Here is a 17,600-nt window from a genome sequence, read left to right as displayed (position 1 = left end):
CACCCGAAGGAATCGAGACATGATGAAAGCTCTGGGATCCTCACGGCTCAGCCGCCGCCGCTTTCTGACCGCGAGCGCCTCGCTCGGCATCGGCACGATCGCCGCGCCCTATGTCGCGCGCGCCGACGATCCGACGCTGCGCATCACCGGCTGGGGCGGCAAGTGGGGCGAGATCATGAAGGCCGAGATCGGTCCCGCCTTCGAGAGCGAGTTCAAGTGCAAGCTCCAGACCGATTCCGCGTTCCCTTATCTGCCGAAGCTCCAGGCGAGCTCGCGCTCCGCGCCGATCTACGACGTGCTGCACACCAATTCCAACGAGCAGTGGGCGGCGGCCGAGATGGGCCTGGTCGAGCCGAAGATCGATCCCAAGCTCGTGCCGAACCTCGCCGACGTCTATCCCTACGCCGTCAGCGACAAGATCGTCGGCGTCTCGATCTTCACCAGCGCCATCGGGCTCGGCCTGCGCACCGACAAGGGCTATGGCAGCATCACCTCGTGGAAGGAGCTGTGGGACGCGAAATACAACGGCGTCCGCGGCGGCTACGTCATTCCCGTCAACAGCCTCGGCCAGGCCTTCCTGATGATGTGCGGCACGCTGTTCGGCAAGGGCCAGACCGACCTCGATGCGGCCTACACTGCGCTGGAGAAACTGAAGCCGATCAAGATCGTCGATTTCACCGGCGCGATGGAGAAGATGCTGCTGTCGGGCGAAGTCGGCCTCTGCGTCATCCACGATTCCGGCATCTACCGCTATGACGGGCAGAACCAGCCGACCGATTTCGTCTCGCCGAGCGAGGGCGTGCTGTCGCTCGAGCAGGTCCTGACCATCACGCCCGGCAGCAAGATGAAGGAGCTCGCCAATGCCTATGTCAACTACATGCTCCGCCCCGAGGTGCAGAAGCGCCTTGCGGAAACCGTTTGGTACTCGCCGGCCAACAAGAAGGTGAAGCTCGACGCCAAGTATGACGCCAAGCTGCTCACCACGCCGGAAAAGGTCTCGAAGCTGATCCAGGTCGACTGGAAATGGTACAACGAGCGCAAGGACGAGATCGACCAGCGCGTCAACCGGATCTTCCGCGCATGAGCGCGTCGATCGAGATCGCCGGCGTCAGCAAGGTCTATGACGGCGGCGTGCGCGCGGTGGACGCGGTCGCCATGGACATCCGGCAGGGCGAGTTCTTCTCCCTGCTCGGCCCGTCCGGCTGCGGCAAGACCACAACGCTGCGCATGATCGCCGGTTTCGAAACGCCGAGCGCGGGCGCGATCCGCGTCGACGGCGCCGACATCACCCATGTGCCCGCGCACAAGCGCGACATGGGCATGGTGTTCCAGAATTACGCGCTGTTTCCCCATCGCACCGTCGCCGAGAACGTCGCCTTCGGCCTGCGCATGCGCGGGCTCGACAAGGCGAGCATCGCAGCCAAGGTGAAGGCGGCCCTCGCCATGGTCGAGCTGTCCGGCCTCGAGGACCGCCGCCCCGCCCAGCTCTCCGGCGGCCAGCAGCAGCGCGTGGCGCTCGCCCGCGCCATCGTGATCGCGCCGCGCGTCCTGCTCTGCGACGAGCCGCTCGGCGCGCTCGACAAGAAGCTGCGCCAGCAGATGCAGTTCGAGCTCAAGCAGCTCCAGAAGAAGCTCGGCCTGACCCTCGTCTTCGTCACCCACGACCAGGAGGAGGCGCTGGCGATGTCCGACCGCATCGCTGTGATGAACGGCGGCCGCGTCGAGCAGGTCGGCACGCCGACGGAGATCTACAACCAGCCCACGACACGCTTCGTCGCCGACTTCATCGGCGACACCAACATCTTTCGCGGCGAACGCACGACGACAAGCACCGTTGCCGCCGCGCTCGACGTCGGCAAGGGCCTGATCCTGGCGCTGCCGCCCACCGAGGCGCAAGGCACCGGCGTTCTCTCGGTGGCGCTGCGCCCCGAAAAGATTCGCCTCATCCCGCGTGCTGACGCCGCGACCGCAGCCGGCAGCTCCGCCCACGGCATCGTCGAGAACACCAATTTCCTCGGCGGCGCGGTGCTCTATCGGATCACGCTCGAGGGCGGCCATCGTGTCCTCGTGCAACAGCCCAATGCAGGCACAAGCCGCCTGTTCGTTCCCGGCAACGGTGTCACGCTCGACTGGACGCCGGCCGATCTCGTCGTCTTGAAGGACTAGACATGAACATGCCATTGAAGCACCAGCGCATCGGGGTGGTCGTGATCGGCCAGAGCCCGCGCCCCACCGTCGCCTCCGAGATCGCCGCCGTGCTGTCGCCGGGCATCGAGATCGAGCTACGCGGCGCGCTCGACGGCATGAGCCGCGCCGAGATCGACGCCATTCCGCCGATGGACGGATACGACACGCTGTTCACGCTGCTGCCGAACGGCGACGGCGTCACCATCAGCAAGAAGGAAGTCGAGCGCCGCGCGAGCCAGCAGATCACCCGCTTCAAGCACGAGGGCGTCGGCGTGACGCTGATGGCCTGCACCGGCAAATTCCCCAATCTCGCGGCGGACGGCCTCGTCATCCTACCCTCGGCCATCCTGCACAATCTCGTCGAGGCCGTGCTGCCGAAGGGCCGGCTCGGCGTGTTCTCGCCGCTGCCTGAGCAGACCGTGCTGATCGACAAGAAATGGCAGCGCGACGGCGTCGAAGTCGTCGGCATCACGCTGCGTCCCGGCTCGAGCGACGCCGTCGTCGACGAAGCCGCACGCACCATGGCGGACCTCGAGCCCGATCTCGTGGTGATGGATTGCATCAGTTACACCAGCGCCAACAAGGCGCGTGTGCGCACGGCCTATCCCGGCCCCGTGGTCCTCGGCATTGCCGCCGCCGCTCGCATCGTCGAGGAGCTGGTGTCGTGAGCAAGGTGGAATTGAAGACGATCAGCCTCGAGGAGATCGAGGCGCTCGCAGTCGGCGCGTGGATCCTCGGCACCGGCGGCGGCGGCAGCCCCTATCTCGGCCTGCTCAATCTGCGCCGGCTCTGTGCCGAGGGCCATCGCGTGCAGTTGATGTCGCCGCTCGACCTCGATGACGAGGACTGGGTCGCGGTGGTCTCCAACATGGGCGCGCCGCTGGTCGGACAGGAGCGCCTCGCCGACAGCCGCAACATCGCGCGTGCCGTGCGCATGCAGGAGGAGATCAACGGCATCAAGTTCCGCGCCGTGATGTCGGTCGAGATCGGCGGCGGCAACGGCGTGCAGGCGCTGATGGCGGCCGCGCATCTCGGCATTCCCGTCGTCGACGCCGACTGCATGGGCCGCGCCTTCCCGGAGGCGCAGATGACCTCGGTCGCGATCGGGGACCTGCGTCCCTATCCCTGCACTCTCTACGATCCCCGCGGCATCGAGGCCGTCGTCACCAAGGTACCGAGCTGGAAGTGGATGGAGCGGGCCAGCCGCAAGATCTGCGTCGAGATGGGCTCGATCGCCTCCACCAGCAAGGCGCCGCGCACCGGACGCGAGGTGAAGGACTGGGGCATCCACTTCACGACCACCAAGGCGATCCGCATCGGGCGTGCCGTGCAGGAGGCGAACCGCGGCCACGAGGATCCGATCGCCGCGCTGCTTTCGACCGAAGGCGGCAAGAAGCTGTTCACCGGCAAGATCGTCGACGTCGCCCGGCGCACCACGGAGGGATTCCTGCGCGGCACGGCGATGGTCGACGGCAGCGATGCAGACCGCGGCACGAAGCTCAAGCTCTCGTTCCAGAACGAATGGATCGTGGCCTGGCGCGACGAGGAGGCGATTGCGACGTCGCCCGACCTGATCTGCGTGCTCGACAGCGTCAACGGCCACGGCATCGGCACCGAGACCATCCGCTATGGCCAGCGCGTCACCGTGGTGGCGCTGCCCGCGCCACCGGTGCTGACGAGCCCCCGCGGCCTCGAATTCGTCGGCCCCCGCGCCTTCGGCTACGACCTCGATTTCCGTTCCCTCTTCTCGCCCGCCGCGGCCGGAGTTTAGGATCCCATGAAGCGTATTGGCATCGATGTCGGCGGCACCAACACGGACGCCGTGCTGATCGTCGACGAGAAGGTCGTCCATTCCGTCAAGCGTCCGACCACCGCCGACGTCACCTCGGGCATTCTCGACGCGCTCAAGGCGCTGCGTGCCGAGCCGGCCGCCGCGGTCAAGGTCGATGCGGTCGTGATCGGCACCACGCATTTCATCAACGCGGTGGTGCAGCGCCGTCACGTGCAGAAGATCGGCGCGATCCGCATCGGCATGCCCGCGAGCGCCTCGCTGCCGCCGTTCTGCGACTGGCCGGCGGATCTCGCGACACTCGTCAACGGCGAGATTTTCATGCTGGAAGGCGGTCACGATTACGACGGCCGCCCGTTCATGCCGCTCGACACCGCCGGCCTCAAGGAGGCCGCGCGAAAGATCAGGGACAAGGGTCTGCGCTCGGTCGCGGTGTGCTCGAGCTTCTCCCCGCTCGATCCCTCCTGCGAGACCACCGCGCGGGAGATTCTCGCCGACATCTGTCCCGATGTCGCGGTGACGCTGTCGCACGATCTCGGCCGCATCGGCCTGCTCGAGCGCGAGAATGCCGCGCTGCTCAATGCCTCGCTGCACGATCTCGCGGTTACCACCGTCGCCGCCTTCCGCAAGGCGATCGCCGACAGCGGCATCGATGCGCCGTTGTTCCTGACCCAGAACGACGGCACCGTGATGCAGGCCGCGATCGCCACCGCCTTCCCGGTGATGAGCTTTGCCTCCGGCGCCACCAATTCCATGCGCGGCGCCGCGCATCTCTCCGGCCTCGACGATGCCATGGTCGTCGACGTTGGCGGCACCACGAGCGACATCGGCCAGCTTCGTCACGGCTTCCCGCGCGAGGCCAATGCCGTGGTCGAGGTCGGCGGCGTGCGCACGTTGTTCCGGATGCCCGATCTGCTCTCGATCGGGCTCGGCGGCGGCAGCCATGTCGACGAGGATCCGGTTCGCGTCGGCCCGCTCAGCGTCGGCTACCGGTTGACGACGGATGCGCTGGTGTTCGGCGGCACGCGCCTCACCGCCACCGACATTGCGGTTGCGGCCGGCCTGATCGACATCGGCGACCGCTCCCGCGTCGCCAAGCTGCCGAAGCGCCTGATCGATGCCGCGCTGCGCGATGCCTGGCGCAAGCTGGAGGAGGACATCGACCGCATGAAGACGGAGGCCGGCGACGTGCCGCTGCTCGCGGTCGGCGGCGGCGCGTTCCTGGTGCCGGACCGCCTGCCCGGCATCTCCGAGATCGTGCGCGTGCCGCACGGCGACTGCGCCAATGCGGTGGGCGCCGCGATCGCGCAGGTCAGCGGCGAGGCCGACCAGGTCTTCCGCGACCTCAGCCGCGAGGATGCGATCGCAGCCGCGCGCGATATCGCGGCCGACCGCGCCGTCCAGGCGGGCGCCGCGCGCGACAGCCTCAAGACCGTCGACGTCGAGGACATGCCGATCGCCTATCTGCCCGGCAACGCGCTGCGCGTGCGCGTCCGTGTTGCAGGGGCGATTGCCGATCCGGATTTGCCGGCGGCGGCGTAATGGAGGCAATCAAACAAAAACTGCGAAAACAACCCCATGCACAGTAGCCGGCGACAACAGAATCAACGGCTTACCCAGATAGCCACGCCCCTTTGACACGCCGGGCAACACAGGGGTATAATGCTATTATTCCGAAGTCTGAGCGTTGCCCTCTTTCCCCTCCTGTGGGAGCAATCCCGGCGCGAAAGCCGTTTGGATCGATGGCTCGGCGGCGCTGACTTTGTCGGCCTGTTTTCGCTCGGTGGCCCGCTTCTTTGTATCCTTGCGCCAGTTCTTAGACCATCAGTCTCCATGACCTGTAGATACCTATCGCCATACCAACGCACGCAGTTTAGCGATAGGTTATCAGAATACATCAAAGTGAGAGGCGCGCAGGCAAGCGGCACAGCCGTTGCGCGCAGCCGTGTGCCTCGTGGCGGTTGGTAGGCGTCGGATTTTGATTGGGAGCAAACACCACCCGCAAATTTCCCAAGTGTCGGCCTATCACCCTCCTGGTTAACTGGTGCAGTCGAGCACCGCAATGAAAGCACCGAAGCCAAAGCAATGGGCCGAGCAGGAAGTCCGCCGATTGATCAGGCTCGCCCGGCAGGGAGTTGGCGCATCGAAGATAGCTGCCGAATTGGGCCGTCACGCGGGGTCGGTGCGACGAATGGCGCGGAGCATAGGAATACTGTTGAAGAAGTAGCCGTCCTTGGCAGGGCGTTGCCTGATAAACGAGGCGCACGGGTAGTGCCCCAAGGCCCCAAGCCTCGGCTGATCTCCCGCGTAACCCTAACCGCGGCATCAGTATTGCCGGCCACAGAACAGCGCTCGATCAAGCTGAGAAAAAGATACCCATTCCAAATAGCGCTATAACGATAGCGCTATAACGCTGCCTCTAAACATGGTTGTAGTTGGAGTTTGAAAATTCAAAACGGCCCCAGCCGTAGGATGGGGTAACAGCCGGGGCCGGCATTCCCATTCCAATGTGCCGCAATCGGCGGTAATCGGCACGCTTCTAGTTAGGCACATAGAAGCTAACAAACTACTCTGTTTTGCACTCCTCCTGCGAGGGCCGCGGTCGGTTGTGGAATACTGCGCTCTCCATGAAGCGGTGAGCCAACCTGGCAAAGCTCGAAATGATCGAACGACGCATCGTTGGCCAAATGCTCCCAATACTCAGCTTCGGCGAGCAGTTTCCAACTTCGATCAGGATGATGCGCGGCTGTCTGACGGCACAGCGATGCCATCGCGCGCAGGCGACTAGCAGTATCCATCCACTCCTCCCAACTATTCTTTGTTTTTTTGCACCTTATTTTCTTTTTTTGCGTCGGAGTCATTACGATTATGACGCTGAACTAATTTTCACTTTCGGAGCGTGATTCGAGTTCGTTACGACTTCAAATCGTTCGAGCACAACTGGTGCAATCCAGTGACGTTTGACGCAGCCACCGCGAGCGACACGAGGTCGCGGCGTCATTTGCCGAGAGGGAGCAAAGCGGAGTGTGAGGCTCCAGGAAACTCGGAACCAGCATCTGCGGCTATGTCCGGAAGGCTCATGAGACCGGCCTCAACCACGGCGATCTCGTCTTCGATCTGCTGGATCGAGCCGCTGCAATCGAAGCCCGTCATGGCTTTTAGATCGACTGCCAGCCGCCGCCTATGCATACGCAGATCTTCTAGTGCTCGACGATCCCCAAGCCGAGCATAGCCCTCGACAATCAACTCAATCGCCTCAGTCAAGTCACTCCCGAATTTAGTTCAGGATGCTTTGGGATTCGACGATGCCATGTCGAGAATGCAATTTAACTGGGGCACTCTCTCTGACAAATCGCCATCGTGGGGCGTTGCTGCAGCCACCAAAGTCTCCTCCGACAGGACAGCGCAGTGAGTAAGCTGTATCCGTCACCGCCAAAACAGGAGGCAATCCGCCCGTCATTCCGCGGGATCAACCGTTACCGCCGTCCGCGCTCCCCCGGTCCTCTCAGTACTGATACATAGCGAACCATGAGCTTCCTCCTGATGGTGAGGCGCCATCGATCTGCCGGCTTCTGCAAGTGATGCCCGCGCCAACGGCGATGGCACCAGCGCATGCATTTGGCATTTCGTTGTCTCGTGCTTGATCTAAATCAAGCGACCAGCGCGCAGCGATGATCGATCACTTAAGTTCCCGATAGGAACCGGAAGCATCCGGCCGAAGAAATCCGCGGACGGCGCGGCGCCGCCGGATGACGGGTTGTCTCCGCGAATTCAACTCGCGGGATTCGCGCACTGGCGCGCACGCTTCATTTGTCCTTGAGGCGCTGCGGCTTTTCCCTTCCCGCAGCCTGCGAGGTTCGGCTTGCGGGGGCCTCAAAGACCGCAACACGGCGATCGAGTTGCCATAGCTCGACGTCGTTGACATCAACCAGTTGCGCAGCACGTTCGCGTGCTTCCTGCTCGTCGGCACACTGCAATTTGGCTACGCTTATCACGTGGCGGTGCTGATCCAAAAGGTAAGCCCTGTAGTGAGCCATCCCCACAACTCCCAACGCCCGCGCTTACCGGATCATCACCTCAATCCTTCAATCAGCGTTCTCCAGCCGAACGCATCGTTCGCCGTCAGCAGCAAAGCGCCAAGCGTTGCCAAGTAGGATGGCAGTTCGCAATCGGGACGCGCGTTCATATTGCCGACAAACGAGGCGACCGCGTTCTTGAGATCGCCTCGGTCCAGATGATCGAAGGCCCGTTGCTTGCAACGCTCGACATATTTATCGCGCGCCAGCTCAATTAACAGGGAACGTTCCATTTCGTCTCCCCCAACCGATGACTGTTTTCAATCGTTGGGGAATTGGAACGGACCGGGCTTTTTCCGTCTGTTCGAAAAGCGACAAACGGATCTCTTTTGCTCGCAAGTGTGGGAATTGAGATACAGGCGCGCATCACGGGCGCCCCTGTCGACGCCGCGCGGACCCCAGTCACAGCCGATCCGGGGCCCACACCTGGTCTACGGCGCCTGCGCCCCCTACTCCCAATACCAGGTCGAGAAATCGTTCTCGAACTGCGGGACTTCCTTCCAGACGCCCTTCAGCTTCTTGTTGGTGACAGTCGGCCATTGCGGCTGGAACAGGTAGGCGGAGACGGCGTCGGTCGCCAGCATGCGCTGGGCGTCGCCGAGCAGTTTTGCGCGGGCGGCTTCATCCGGGGTCGACACGATCTGCTTGTAGAGCGCGTTGAACGCCTCGTTGTTGTAGCCGAGATAGTAATCCGGCTCGGTGATCTTGACGAGGTCGAACGGCTCAACATGGCTGACGATGGTGAGGTCGAAATTATGCGGACCGTTGGGCGCGAACACCTGCGACAGCCATTGCGCCCATTCGACGTTCTCGATCTTGGCGACGATGCCGACCTTGGCAAGCTGGGCTGCGACGATTTCGCCGCCCTGCCGCGCATAGGGCGGCGGCGGCAGCTTCAGCGACAGCTCGAGCGGCGTGGTGACGCCGGCCTCAGCCAGAAGCTTCTTGGCCTTCTCGGGATCGTAGGGATTGATGCCGGTGGTGTCGACATAGCCGAGCGATCCCGGCGTGTAGAAGCTGCCGATCGGCGTGCCGAAACCCTCGACGGCGCCGTCGATCAATGCCTTGCGGTCGATCGCAGCGAGGATGGCGCGGCGAACGCGGACATCGTCGAGCGGCTTCTTCCGCTCGTTGATCGCAACGATGGTCTTGGCCCTGGAACCGCCGATCAGCACCGTGAAGCGCGGATCAGACTTGAATTGAGCAACGACGCGGGTCGCGATACGCGGAAATGCGTCCACATCATTCGAGAGCAGCGCCGCGGCTTGGGCGGCCGGATCGGAGATGAAGCGGATCGTCACCTTCGACAGCTTGATCGCCGCGGCGTTGCGGTAGTCCGCCCATTTGTTGAGCGTCATCGAGGAGCCCTTGGCCCAGGCGCCGAGCTGATACGGCCCGGTCCCGACCGGCTGCGTGACGTTGGTCGCCGCGCTCTTCGGCTCGACGATCGAGCCGCTCGCCTGCCCAAGCAGGAACGGCAGGTTCGGCTCGGAATATTTCACCGTGATCACGACGGTGTCGGCGTCGGGCGTCTCGACCTTCTCGAAAGCCTGGAACAGGCTCTTGTCCTTGTTGGTGCTGGTCGCCGCGGCATTGCGCTCGAACGAGAACTTCACCGCGGCAGAATCGAACGGCTCGCCATTGTGGAATTTGACGCCCTTGCGCAGCTTGAAGGTGTAGGTCTTCAGGTCAGGCGATGCGGTCCAGCTCTCCGCCAGCAGCGGCGAGGTCGAGCCGTCCTCGTTGATCTTGGTGAGCGTCTCGTAGATGTTGTAGAGCGTGACTTCGGCGATCGCGGCCGCCGCCGCGTTGGTCGGATCGAGCCCCGGCGGCTCCAGCGTCATCGCCATGACGACGCTGTCCTTCTTGCTTTGTGCCAGTACCGGCAGCGGCGCCGCGACAAACGCGGCAGTGAGTGCGACGATGGATAGTTTCCTGAACATGCGTAACTCCCCTGCCTTCTCAATTCCCAGTCTACGCCAATCCTGCGCCCGAGACTAACCCTCCGCGGCCGCTTGCGGCAACGCCATCACGGCCTCCGCCTTGTGGCAGGCGGCGAGATGCGCCCCGCCCACCTTGCGTAGCTCAGGCAGGGCCTCGCGGCAATGCTGGTCGGCGAGCGCACAACGCGCGACATAGGGACACCCCGTGGCGACCGCCGATTGCGAGGCGATCGCCTGCGCCCCGCGCCGGCGCCGGCCGCCGCCGGCCCGTGCCCGCGGCACCGCGTCCAGCAGCGCCCGCGTATAGGGATGGGCGCAGCGCTCGAACAGATCCTCCGGCCGCCCCTGCTCGACGATCCGGCCGAGATACATCACCGCGACCTCGTCGCAGAGATAGTCGACGACGGCGAGATCATGGCTGATCAGGATATAGCTCAGCCCGAACTGCTCCTGGAGGTCCTGCATCAGGTTCAGGACCTGGGCCTGCACGGAGACGTCGAGCGCGGAGACCGGCTCGTCGGCGACGATCAGCTTCGGCTGGGTGATCAGCGCGCGGGCGATCGCGATGCGCTGGCGCTGGCCGCCGGAGAATTCGTGCGGATATTTGTCCATGTCGGCATCGCGCAAGCCGACCTGGCGCAGCACCGCGGCGACGCGTTCCCGGAATGTGGTGCGATCAGCGCCGTCCAGCACGGTCAAAGGTTCGGCGACGATGCGCGCGATGGTCTGGCGCGGATCGAGCGAGCCGTAAGGGTCCTGGAACACCATCTGGAAATCGCGGCGCGCGCGGCGCAGCTCGTCGGCCGGGAGGCGGTTGAGGTCGCGGCCGAGCAGCGCGACCTGCCCCGATGTCGGCCGCTCCAGCGCCATCACCACCCGCGCGAAGGTGGACTTGCCCGAGCCGGACTCGCCGACGATGCCGAGGCTCTTGCCGGCCTGGACCTGAACACTCACGCCGTTGAGCGCGCGCACCTGCCCGGGCGGACGGAACAGGCTCTCGCGCGGCAGCGTGTAGCGCTGCTCGATATCCCTGACGTCGAGAAGAGGCGCGGTGCTCATGCGGACAGCGCTCCGACATTCTCGGCCATGGAGACATCGGTGCGCACGCAGCGCACGACATGACCGGGGCCGACCTCGACCATCGGCGGCAGCGCCGCGCGGCACCGATCGATCACGAGCGGACATCGTTCGGAGAAGGTGCAGCCGGCCGGAAGATCCGCGAGCTCCGGCACGGTGCCCGAGATGGTCTTCAGCCGCGTCCCCTTGCGTGCGCCGAGCTTCGGACGGGCGCGGAACAGGCCTTGCGTATAGGGATGGCCCATGCGGCGGAACACCTCGTCGGTCGGCCCGCTCTCGACGACGGTGCCGCCATACATCACCATCATGCGCTGCACGTTCTCGGCGATGACGCCGAGATCGTGCGAGATCAGGATCATTGACATGCCGCGCTCCTCGACGAGATCGGCGATGAGGTCGAGGATCTGGCCCTGGATGGTGACGTCGAGCGCGGTGGTCGGCTCGTCCGCGATCAACAGGTCGGGCTCGCAGGCGAGCGCCATCGCGATGGTGATGCGCTGGCGCTGGCCGCCGGAGAACTGGTGCGGATAGGCATCGACGCGCCGCGCCGGATCGGGCAGCCCGACGCGATCGAGCAAGGCAATCGTCTCTTTCCGCGCCTGCGACGCCGAGTAGTTCTTGTGACGCCGCAGCGGCTCGGCGACCTGGTGGCCGATCGTGTGCATCGGATTGAGCGCGGTCATCGGCTCCTGGAAGATCATGCTGATGCGGTTGCCGCGCAGGCGGCAGTAATCCGCATCCGCAAACCCGGCGAGCTCGCTGCCATCGAGCTTGATGCTGCCGGAGACGACGGCGCTGTCCGGCAACAGGCCCATCAGAGACATCGCGGTGACCGACTTGCCGCAGCCGGATTCGCCGACGAGCCCGAGCGTCTCGCCGCGCTTCAGGGCGAAGCTGACGCCACGCACGGCCTGCGCCGGGCCGCGGCTGGTGTTGAGGCGGACGCCGAGATTGGCAACCTCGATCAGCGGCATGGTGGAGCGCCCTGCCATCGTCATCGCTCCCGCGCCAGTCGTGGGTCGAGCAGATCGCGCAAACCGTCGCCGAGCAAATTGAGGCCGAGCACGGCGACCGCGATGGCGGCGCCCGGATAGACCGCGAGCATCGGCGACTGGAACAGCAAGGTCTGCGCATCATTCAGCATCCGGCCCCAGGACGGCTGCGGCGGCTGCGTGCCTAGGCCGAGATAGGACAGTGCGGCCTCCGCGAGAATGGCGAGCGCGAACTGGATCGTCGCCTGCACGATCAGGATCGACAGGATGTTGGGCAGCACGTGCTCGATGGTGATGCGAAACTTGCCCTTCCCCGAGGCGCGCGCGGCCAGCACGAATTCGCGTGCCCAGATCGCGTTGGCCGAGCCGCGCGTCAGCCGGGTCAGCGTCGGGATCTGGAAAATACCGATCGCGACGATCGAGGTCACCATGCCCGGCCCCACGACGGCGGCGAGCATGATCGCGGAGAGCACGGCCGGAAAGGCGAAGGTGAAGTCGGAGAAGCGCATGATGATCTCTTCGGTCCAGCCGCGCCGCGCCGAGGCGATCAGGCCGAGGCAGACGCCGAAGGTGAGACCGATGCTGACCGCAATGATGCCGACCATGATGGTGGAGCGGGCGCCGGCGAGCAGCAGCGAGACGATGTCGCGGCCGAAGGAATCGGTGCCGAGCCAGTGCGCCGCCGACGGCGGCCGCAGCTTCGCGGCGATGTCGATCTCGTAGGGCGACCAGGGCGTCCAGACCAGCGACAGCAGCGCCGAGACGAGCACCAGCAGGCTCAGCGCGCCGCCGAGGACGAAGCTGCGATGGCGCAGCGCGCGGCGCCAGAACGTGCGCGCGGGCAGCGGGCGCGTGGCGACCGGCACATCCATCGAGTTGGTCAGGGGCGCGCTCACAGGTCGTGCACCTTGATGCGGGGATCGATGAAGGCATAGAGCACGTCGACCACGAAATTGACGATGACGACCATGGTCGCGAGCAGCATCACGCAATTGCGCACCACGATCAGGTCGCGGTTGGCGATCGACTGGAAGATCAGGCGGCCGAGGCCCGGCAGGTAGAACACGTTCTCGATCACGATGGTGCCGGCGAGCAGATTGGCGAATTGCAGCCCCATCACCGTCATCACGGGGATCATGGCGTTGCGCAGCACGTGGCGCCACAGCACCTCGCGCTTGCCGAGGCCCTTTGCGCGCGCGGTGCGGACAAAATCCTCGCGCAGCACTTCGAGCACGGCCGAGCGCGTGACGCGGGCGAGGATCGCGGCCTGCACCACCGCGAGCGAGATTGCCGGCAGCAGCAGCGACTTGACCCCCTGCCAGATGCCGTCCTCCCAGCCGGCGAAGCCGCCCGCCGAGAGCCATTGCAGCCGCACCGAGAACAACAGCACCAGCAGGATCGCGAACCAGAAATTCGGCAGCGCGATGCCGACCTGCGTCAGCGACATCACGCCGACATCACCGAGCTTGTTGTGGTTGGCGGCGGTGTAGATGCCGGCCGAGAGCGCCAGCGTCACCGTGATCGACATGGCCATGATCGCGAGCGGAATGGTCAGCACCAGCCGCTCCGCAATCAGGCTGGCGACCGGTGTGCCGTAGACATAGGAGTTGCCGAGATCGCCGACGAGCAGGCCCTTGATCCATTGCAGGTAGCGAACCGCCAGCGGTTGGTCGAGCCCGAGCTTGACGGTGAGCGCGCGGACCGCGTCGGCCGAGGCATCGGCGCCCATCAGCATCTGTGCGGCATTGCCCGGAAGCGCATCCAGCACCAGGAAGATGATCAGGGATGCGCCGACCAGCGTCGCCAGCAAGGTCAAGACACGTCGGAGGACAAATACGCTCATGCGCTCACGAGCTCCGACGTCGTCCTGGCGAAGGCCAGGACCCCCGAGCGAGCGCTTCGCGCTCGTCGCGATAACCCCAGGGAGCGGTTTGGCGAAGACTGGTCGTTCGGTACTGGCACCGCCCGTCACCGATAAATTCCGCGGTATGGGTCCTGGCTTTCGCCAGGACGACACCGAGGGGGTTGCGGGCGCCATGCCGCATTGGGACAAATACGTTCATGCGCGCTCGGTTTCGGGGCTCATCCGCGGCACGATCAACATGTCCGGACGGCGGACGCAAGTCCTTTGCGTGCAAGTGCCTTGCTGCATGCCCATGTCGTCATTCCGGCCAGCGGGACAGGAGGTCGGCGGAGGCCTCGAACAGCGCGCTCACGCGCAGCAATTCCGCATCGCGCCGGAAGCGGCCGACGAGCTGAAGCCCGATCGGAAGGCCGTCGCGGCCGAAGCCCGAGGGAAGGCTGACGGCGGGATGCCCGGTCATGTTGAACGGCATGGTCCAGGGGAACCAGTGCGGCCGGACGCTGTCGAAATGCGCCCCGTCGATCTCGATGCTGCCGAACAAATCCTGCTTGATCGGCAGCGCGGTGCGCGTGAGGGTCGGCATCGCCAGGAAGTGCCCGCGCGCAAGCAGCGATTGCAGGCGGCGGAACAGCGCGGTACGCGCGAACATCGCCTCCTGGTAGTCGACGCCGCTGACCTCGGTGGCGAGCGCGAGCTGCTTGAGGAAGGCCTCGCTCAGCTCGTCCTTGTGCTCGGCCGCGAGCTTGGCAAAGCGCGTGCGCCAGACGGTGTGGTTGATGGCGCGCCAGATCGGCTCGATGTCGAAACCCTCGCCGGAGAACTCCTCGAGCTCGGCGCCGAGCCCTGCCAGCCGGTCGAGGCTCGCCCTGAAGCTGGCGGCGACTTCGGCGGACACCGGACGGCCCGGCGGCGTCAGGCAGTACAGGATCCTCTGCCCGCGCAGATCGCCGCGCGGGGCGGCGGTGCCGACGAAATCGGGCACGGGAACGCCGATCGACCAGGGATCACAGGGGTCCTCGCCGGCCATCGCCTGCATCATCAGCGCGGTGTCGGCGACGGTGCGCGTGGTCGGCGTGACGTAGGTCTGGTTGCCGAACACGTCCAGCGCCTGGCTGTGCGGGATGACGCCGTTGCTCTGCTTCAGCCCGACCACGCCGTTGCAGGCGGCGGGAATCCGCGTCGAGCCGCCGCCGTCGGTCGCGATCGCGAGCGGCGCGATGCCGCTGGCAACGGCGACCGCCGCGCCGCCGCTGGAGCCGCCCGAGGACCGGCAGGCGTCCCACGCATTTCGGGTGCGACCGAACAGCGGCGAATCCGTCAGGCACTTGCTGCCGAATTCCGGCGTCGTGGTCTTGCCGATCAGGATCGCGCCCTCGGCGCGGAGCCGCGCGACCGCGACCGCGTCCTCGGCCGGCACGTTGTCCTTGTAGGGAACGGCGCCGAACGTCGTCTTCACCCCCTTGGTGTTGACGATGTCCTTGACGGTAACGGGGATGCCGTACAGCAGGCCGAGCGGCTCGCCGGCCATCATCTTGCGCTCGGCGGCGCGCGCCGCCGCCATCGCCTCGTCGCCGCAAATCGTGATGAAGCAGTTCAACTGGGGCTGGAGCGCCTCGGCGCGCACGAGCACGGCCCGGGTGATCTCGACGGGCGAGATCCGCTTGTCGGCGATGAGGCCGCGCAGCTCGGTTGCGGACAGCAGGCAGGGATCGCCGTTCATCGTCACATCACGCTCCGAAGCCGGCCCCCGTTGGCCAGCCATTGACAGCGAGAATGACAGTTTTGTTAACTCGCCGTCCAATACGATTTTGGACGTCAACCCATACGTTTTCGGTATGCCAATGGATCTTCGCCGGCTCCGCTACTTCGTCGCCGTCGCCGAGGCGCGCAGCGTCGGCAAGGCCGCCGAACGGCTGCGCATGGCGCAGCCGCCGCTCTCGGTCCAGATCCGCAAGCTGGAAGCCGAGATCGGCACGCCGCTGTTCCGCCGCGGCACGCGCGGCATGGACCTGACCGAGGCCGGCCAGGCGCTGCTGGCGCGCGCCAGCGAGGCGCTGGCGCTTGCTGCCGACGGCGCCGAAGCCGCGCGTGCGGTTGCATCCGGGCGGCGCGGGCGGCTGTCGGTCGGCTACATGTTCGTGCTGGCCAATGCGGTGCTGCCGCGCCTGATCCCGGAGCTGCGCCGCTCGATTCCCGGCGTCGATCTCGATTTCGCCGAGCTCAGCGCCTCGACGCGCGAGGCGCGGCTGCTCGACCGCAGCGTCACGGTCGCGCTGTGCATGCCGGCGATCCATCACCCTGAGATCCAGGTGGCGCGGGTCGGCGCGCAACCCTTCATGCTGGCGATGCCGATCCGCTCGCCGCTCGCCCGTTTCAGTGCAGTGCCGATGACGAAATTGCAGGGCCGCCCGCTGATCGCGCTGCCGCGGCCGGACCAGGACCCCGCCTCTTCCATGGTCGCGGCCCTGCTGCGGCGGCATCAAATCGTGATGCCGATCGCGAGCCGGGTGGAGACGGTGCATTCGGCGATGAGCCTGGTTCTCGCCGGTGAAGGTCTCGCCATCCTGCCGGCCTGCGCCAAGCTCGGCGCCCCGCACGGCATCGTATTCCGGCCGCTGCGCGATGCGACCGACTCCATCGACATCGCGGTGTGCTGGCGGCGGGACTCGCACAGCCCGCTGATCCGCACCTTCCTCAAATGCGCCGAAAAGGTCGTCGCACCGCTGTGACGGGCTACAACGGCCAGGCGATCTCATGGCTCCAGGGCGGATCGGCGCCCGGGCGGGTGCAGGTGAGACCGGCGCAATTGGCGGCAAAGGACAGCGCGCGGCGAAGCTCGTCGGCACTGATGGCCTTCAACTGCTGCCGCGCCAGACGCCCCTGCTTGTGCAGGGCGAACAGCAGCGCAGCCTGAAAGCTGTCGCCGGCGCCGATGGTGTCGGCGACCTCGACCTTGGGCGCGGTGACCTCGATCTGCCCTGCCCCCGCGTGCAAGGCGATGGCACCATTGTTGCCGAGGGTGATGACGACGAGGCTTGCGCCCTGCCCGAGCAGCATGTTCGCGCGTTGCTGATAGGACTCTTCGCCGAAGAGGTAGGCGAAGTCGACGTCCGACATCTTGATGAGATCGGCGGTCCTCGCGAACTCGGCCATGCGCGCGAGATAGGCCGGCTTGTCCTTGACGAGGTTGGGGCGGCAGTTCGGATCGAAGGAGATCGTCGACGACATCCGCGCGTCTGCGATCAGGGCTTTGGTTTCGGCCGCGCCTTGATTGTTGACCAGCGTGGTCGAGCCGACATGGAGGGCTTCAACGTCCGCGAATGGAATCGACCCGCGCCGGTAGGTCCAGTTCCGCGTCGCGGTTTCGGCGTCGTAGAAGGCGTAATGCGACTCGCCCGCGACGATGCGCACGAAAGCGAGCGTGGTCTGGTGATCGCTGCGGGTGGCAAGGCCGAGCTCGACATGCGAGGCGGTTGCGTGGTCGGCGATCATGCGGCCGAACAGGTCGGTCGAGATGCCGCCGACAAAACCGGTCGGTGCGCCCAGCCGCGCCATGCCGATCGCGACGTTGAGGCAGGAGCCGCCGACCGCGGGCATCACCGCTTCGCGTCCGTCCGCGTTTCGCGTCGGCACGAAATCGATCAGCGCATCGCCGCAGGATATCAGCATTCT

General features: G+C 65.6%; 17 protein-coding genes. 6 read left to right on the top strand and 11 right to left on the bottom strand.

From position 1 onward, the window contains the following. Positions 1–19 precede the first annotated feature (19 nt). The 5 genes from XI09_RS41030 to XI09_RS41010 are packed head-to-tail and all read left to right on the top strand — an operon-like array spanning position 20 to position 5,518. On the top strand, positions 20–1,084 hold the full coding sequence (locus XI09_RS41030; protein ID WP_271571997.1) for an extracellular solute-binding protein: 1,065 nt from the start codon (positions 20–22) through the stop codon (positions 1,082–1,084). Further along, complete coding sequence (locus XI09_RS41025) at positions 1,081–2,166, top strand: ABC transporter ATP-binding protein (protein ID WP_271571996.1); 1,086 nt, start codon at positions 1,081–1,083, stop codon at positions 2,164–2,166. The genes XI09_RS41030 and XI09_RS41025 overlap by 4 nt, the downstream gene beginning before the upstream one ends. Positions 2,167–2,168: 2 nt before the next feature. Beyond that, entirely contained in the window at positions 2,169–2,855 is a 687-nt protein-coding gene (locus XI09_RS41020) for an AroM family protein (protein ID WP_271571995.1), read from the top strand. Further along, positions 2,852–3,958, top strand: coding sequence for a DUF917 domain-containing protein (locus XI09_RS41015; protein WP_271571994.1), 1,107 nt, complete (start codon positions 2,852–2,854; stop codon positions 3,956–3,958). The genes XI09_RS41020 and XI09_RS41015 overlap by 4 nt, the downstream gene beginning before the upstream one ends. A 6-nt stretch (positions 3,959–3,964) precedes the next feature. Beyond that, positions 3,965–5,518 (top strand): hydantoinase/oxoprolinase family protein, encoded by a 1,554-nt coding sequence (locus XI09_RS41010; protein ID WP_271571993.1) that lies wholly within the window; start codon positions 3,965–3,967, stop codon positions 5,516–5,518. A gap of 1,016 nt (positions 5,519–6,534) precedes the next feature. Here XI09_RS41010 and XI09_RS41005 read toward each other — a convergent pair. The 10 genes from XI09_RS41005 to XI09_RS40960 all read right to left on the bottom strand — a co-directional run bounded on the left by XI09_RS41005 (position 6,535) and on the right by XI09_RS40960 (position 15,648). Continuing rightward, positions 6,535–6,774, bottom strand: coding sequence for a hypothetical protein (locus tag XI09_RS41005; RefSeq protein WP_271571992.1), 240 nt, complete (start codon positions 6,772–6,774; stop codon positions 6,535–6,537). A gap of 199 nt (positions 6,775–6,973) precedes the next feature. Next, on the bottom strand, positions 6,974–7,240 hold the full coding sequence (locus tag XI09_RS41000) for a hypothetical protein (protein ID WP_271571991.1): 267 nt from the start codon (positions 7,238–7,240) through the stop codon (positions 6,974–6,976). 542 nt (positions 7,241–7,782) lie between these two features. Then, positions 7,783–8,013: a hypothetical protein gene (locus XI09_RS40995; protein ID WP_271571990.1), complete on the bottom strand. Its 231-nt coding sequence runs from the start codon at positions 8,011–8,013 to the stop codon at positions 7,783–7,785. Between the two features lie 35 nt (positions 8,014–8,048). Then, positions 8,049–8,285, bottom strand: a complete 237-nt coding sequence (locus tag XI09_RS40990) for a hypothetical protein (protein ID WP_271571989.1) — start codon at positions 8,283–8,285, stop codon at positions 8,049–8,051. A gap of 216 nt (positions 8,286–8,501) precedes the next feature. Beyond that, positions 8,502–9,995 (bottom strand): ABC transporter substrate-binding protein, encoded by a 1,494-nt coding sequence (locus tag XI09_RS40985; RefSeq protein WP_271571988.1) that lies wholly within the window; start codon positions 9,993–9,995, stop codon positions 8,502–8,504. A gap of 54 nt (positions 9,996–10,049) precedes the next feature. Then, complete coding sequence (locus XI09_RS40980; RefSeq protein ID WP_271571987.1) at positions 10,050–11,054, bottom strand: ABC transporter ATP-binding protein; 1,005 nt, start codon at positions 11,052–11,054, stop codon at positions 10,050–10,052. Continuing rightward, the gene (locus XI09_RS40975) at positions 11,051–12,064 is read right to left on the bottom strand and encodes an ABC transporter ATP-binding protein (RefSeq protein ID WP_271571986.1); all 1,014 of its coding nucleotides are present in this window, start codon (positions 12,062–12,064) and stop codon (positions 11,051–11,053) included. Before XI09_RS40975 ends, XI09_RS40980 begins: the two co-directional genes overlap by 4 nt. 2 nt (positions 12,065–12,066) lie before the next feature. Next, a complete protein-coding gene (locus tag XI09_RS40970) occupies positions 12,067–12,960 on the bottom strand; it encodes an ABC transporter permease (RefSeq protein WP_092188757.1) in 894 nt (297 codons plus the stop codon). Continuing rightward, the gene (locus XI09_RS40965) at positions 12,957–13,907 is read right to left on the bottom strand and encodes an ABC transporter permease (RefSeq protein WP_271571985.1); all 951 of its coding nucleotides are present in this window, start codon (positions 13,905–13,907) and stop codon (positions 12,957–12,959) included. Before XI09_RS40965 ends, XI09_RS40970 begins: the two co-directional genes overlap by 4 nt. 319 nt (positions 13,908–14,226) lie before the next feature. After that, a complete protein-coding gene (locus XI09_RS40960) occupies positions 14,227–15,648 on the bottom strand; it encodes an amidase (protein WP_271572167.1) in 1,422 nt (473 codons plus the stop codon). 121 nt (positions 15,649–15,769) lie between these two features. On the opposite strand from XI09_RS40960, the gene XI09_RS40955 reads away from it, so the two are divergent. Next, complete coding sequence (locus XI09_RS40955) at positions 15,770–16,657, top strand: LysR family transcriptional regulator (RefSeq protein WP_271571984.1); 888 nt, start codon at positions 15,770–15,772, stop codon at positions 16,655–16,657. A gap of 4 nt (positions 16,658–16,661) precedes the next feature. Here XI09_RS40955 and XI09_RS40950 read toward each other — a convergent pair whose 3' ends face one another. After that, positions 16,662–17,597 (bottom strand): carbohydrate kinase family protein, encoded by a 936-nt coding sequence (locus XI09_RS40950; RefSeq protein ID WP_271571983.1) that lies wholly within the window; start codon positions 17,595–17,597, stop codon positions 16,662–16,664. Between the last annotated feature and the right edge of the window lie 3 nt (positions 17,598–17,600).

This window comes from Bradyrhizobium sp. CCBAU 11386 (genome assembly GCF_028128955.1).
GTDB lineage: Bacteria > Pseudomonadota > Alphaproteobacteria > Rhizobiales > Xanthobacteraceae > Bradyrhizobium.
Note: the sequence above shows the minus strand (reverse complement) of the source record. Positions and strands in the feature narration are given on the sequence as shown.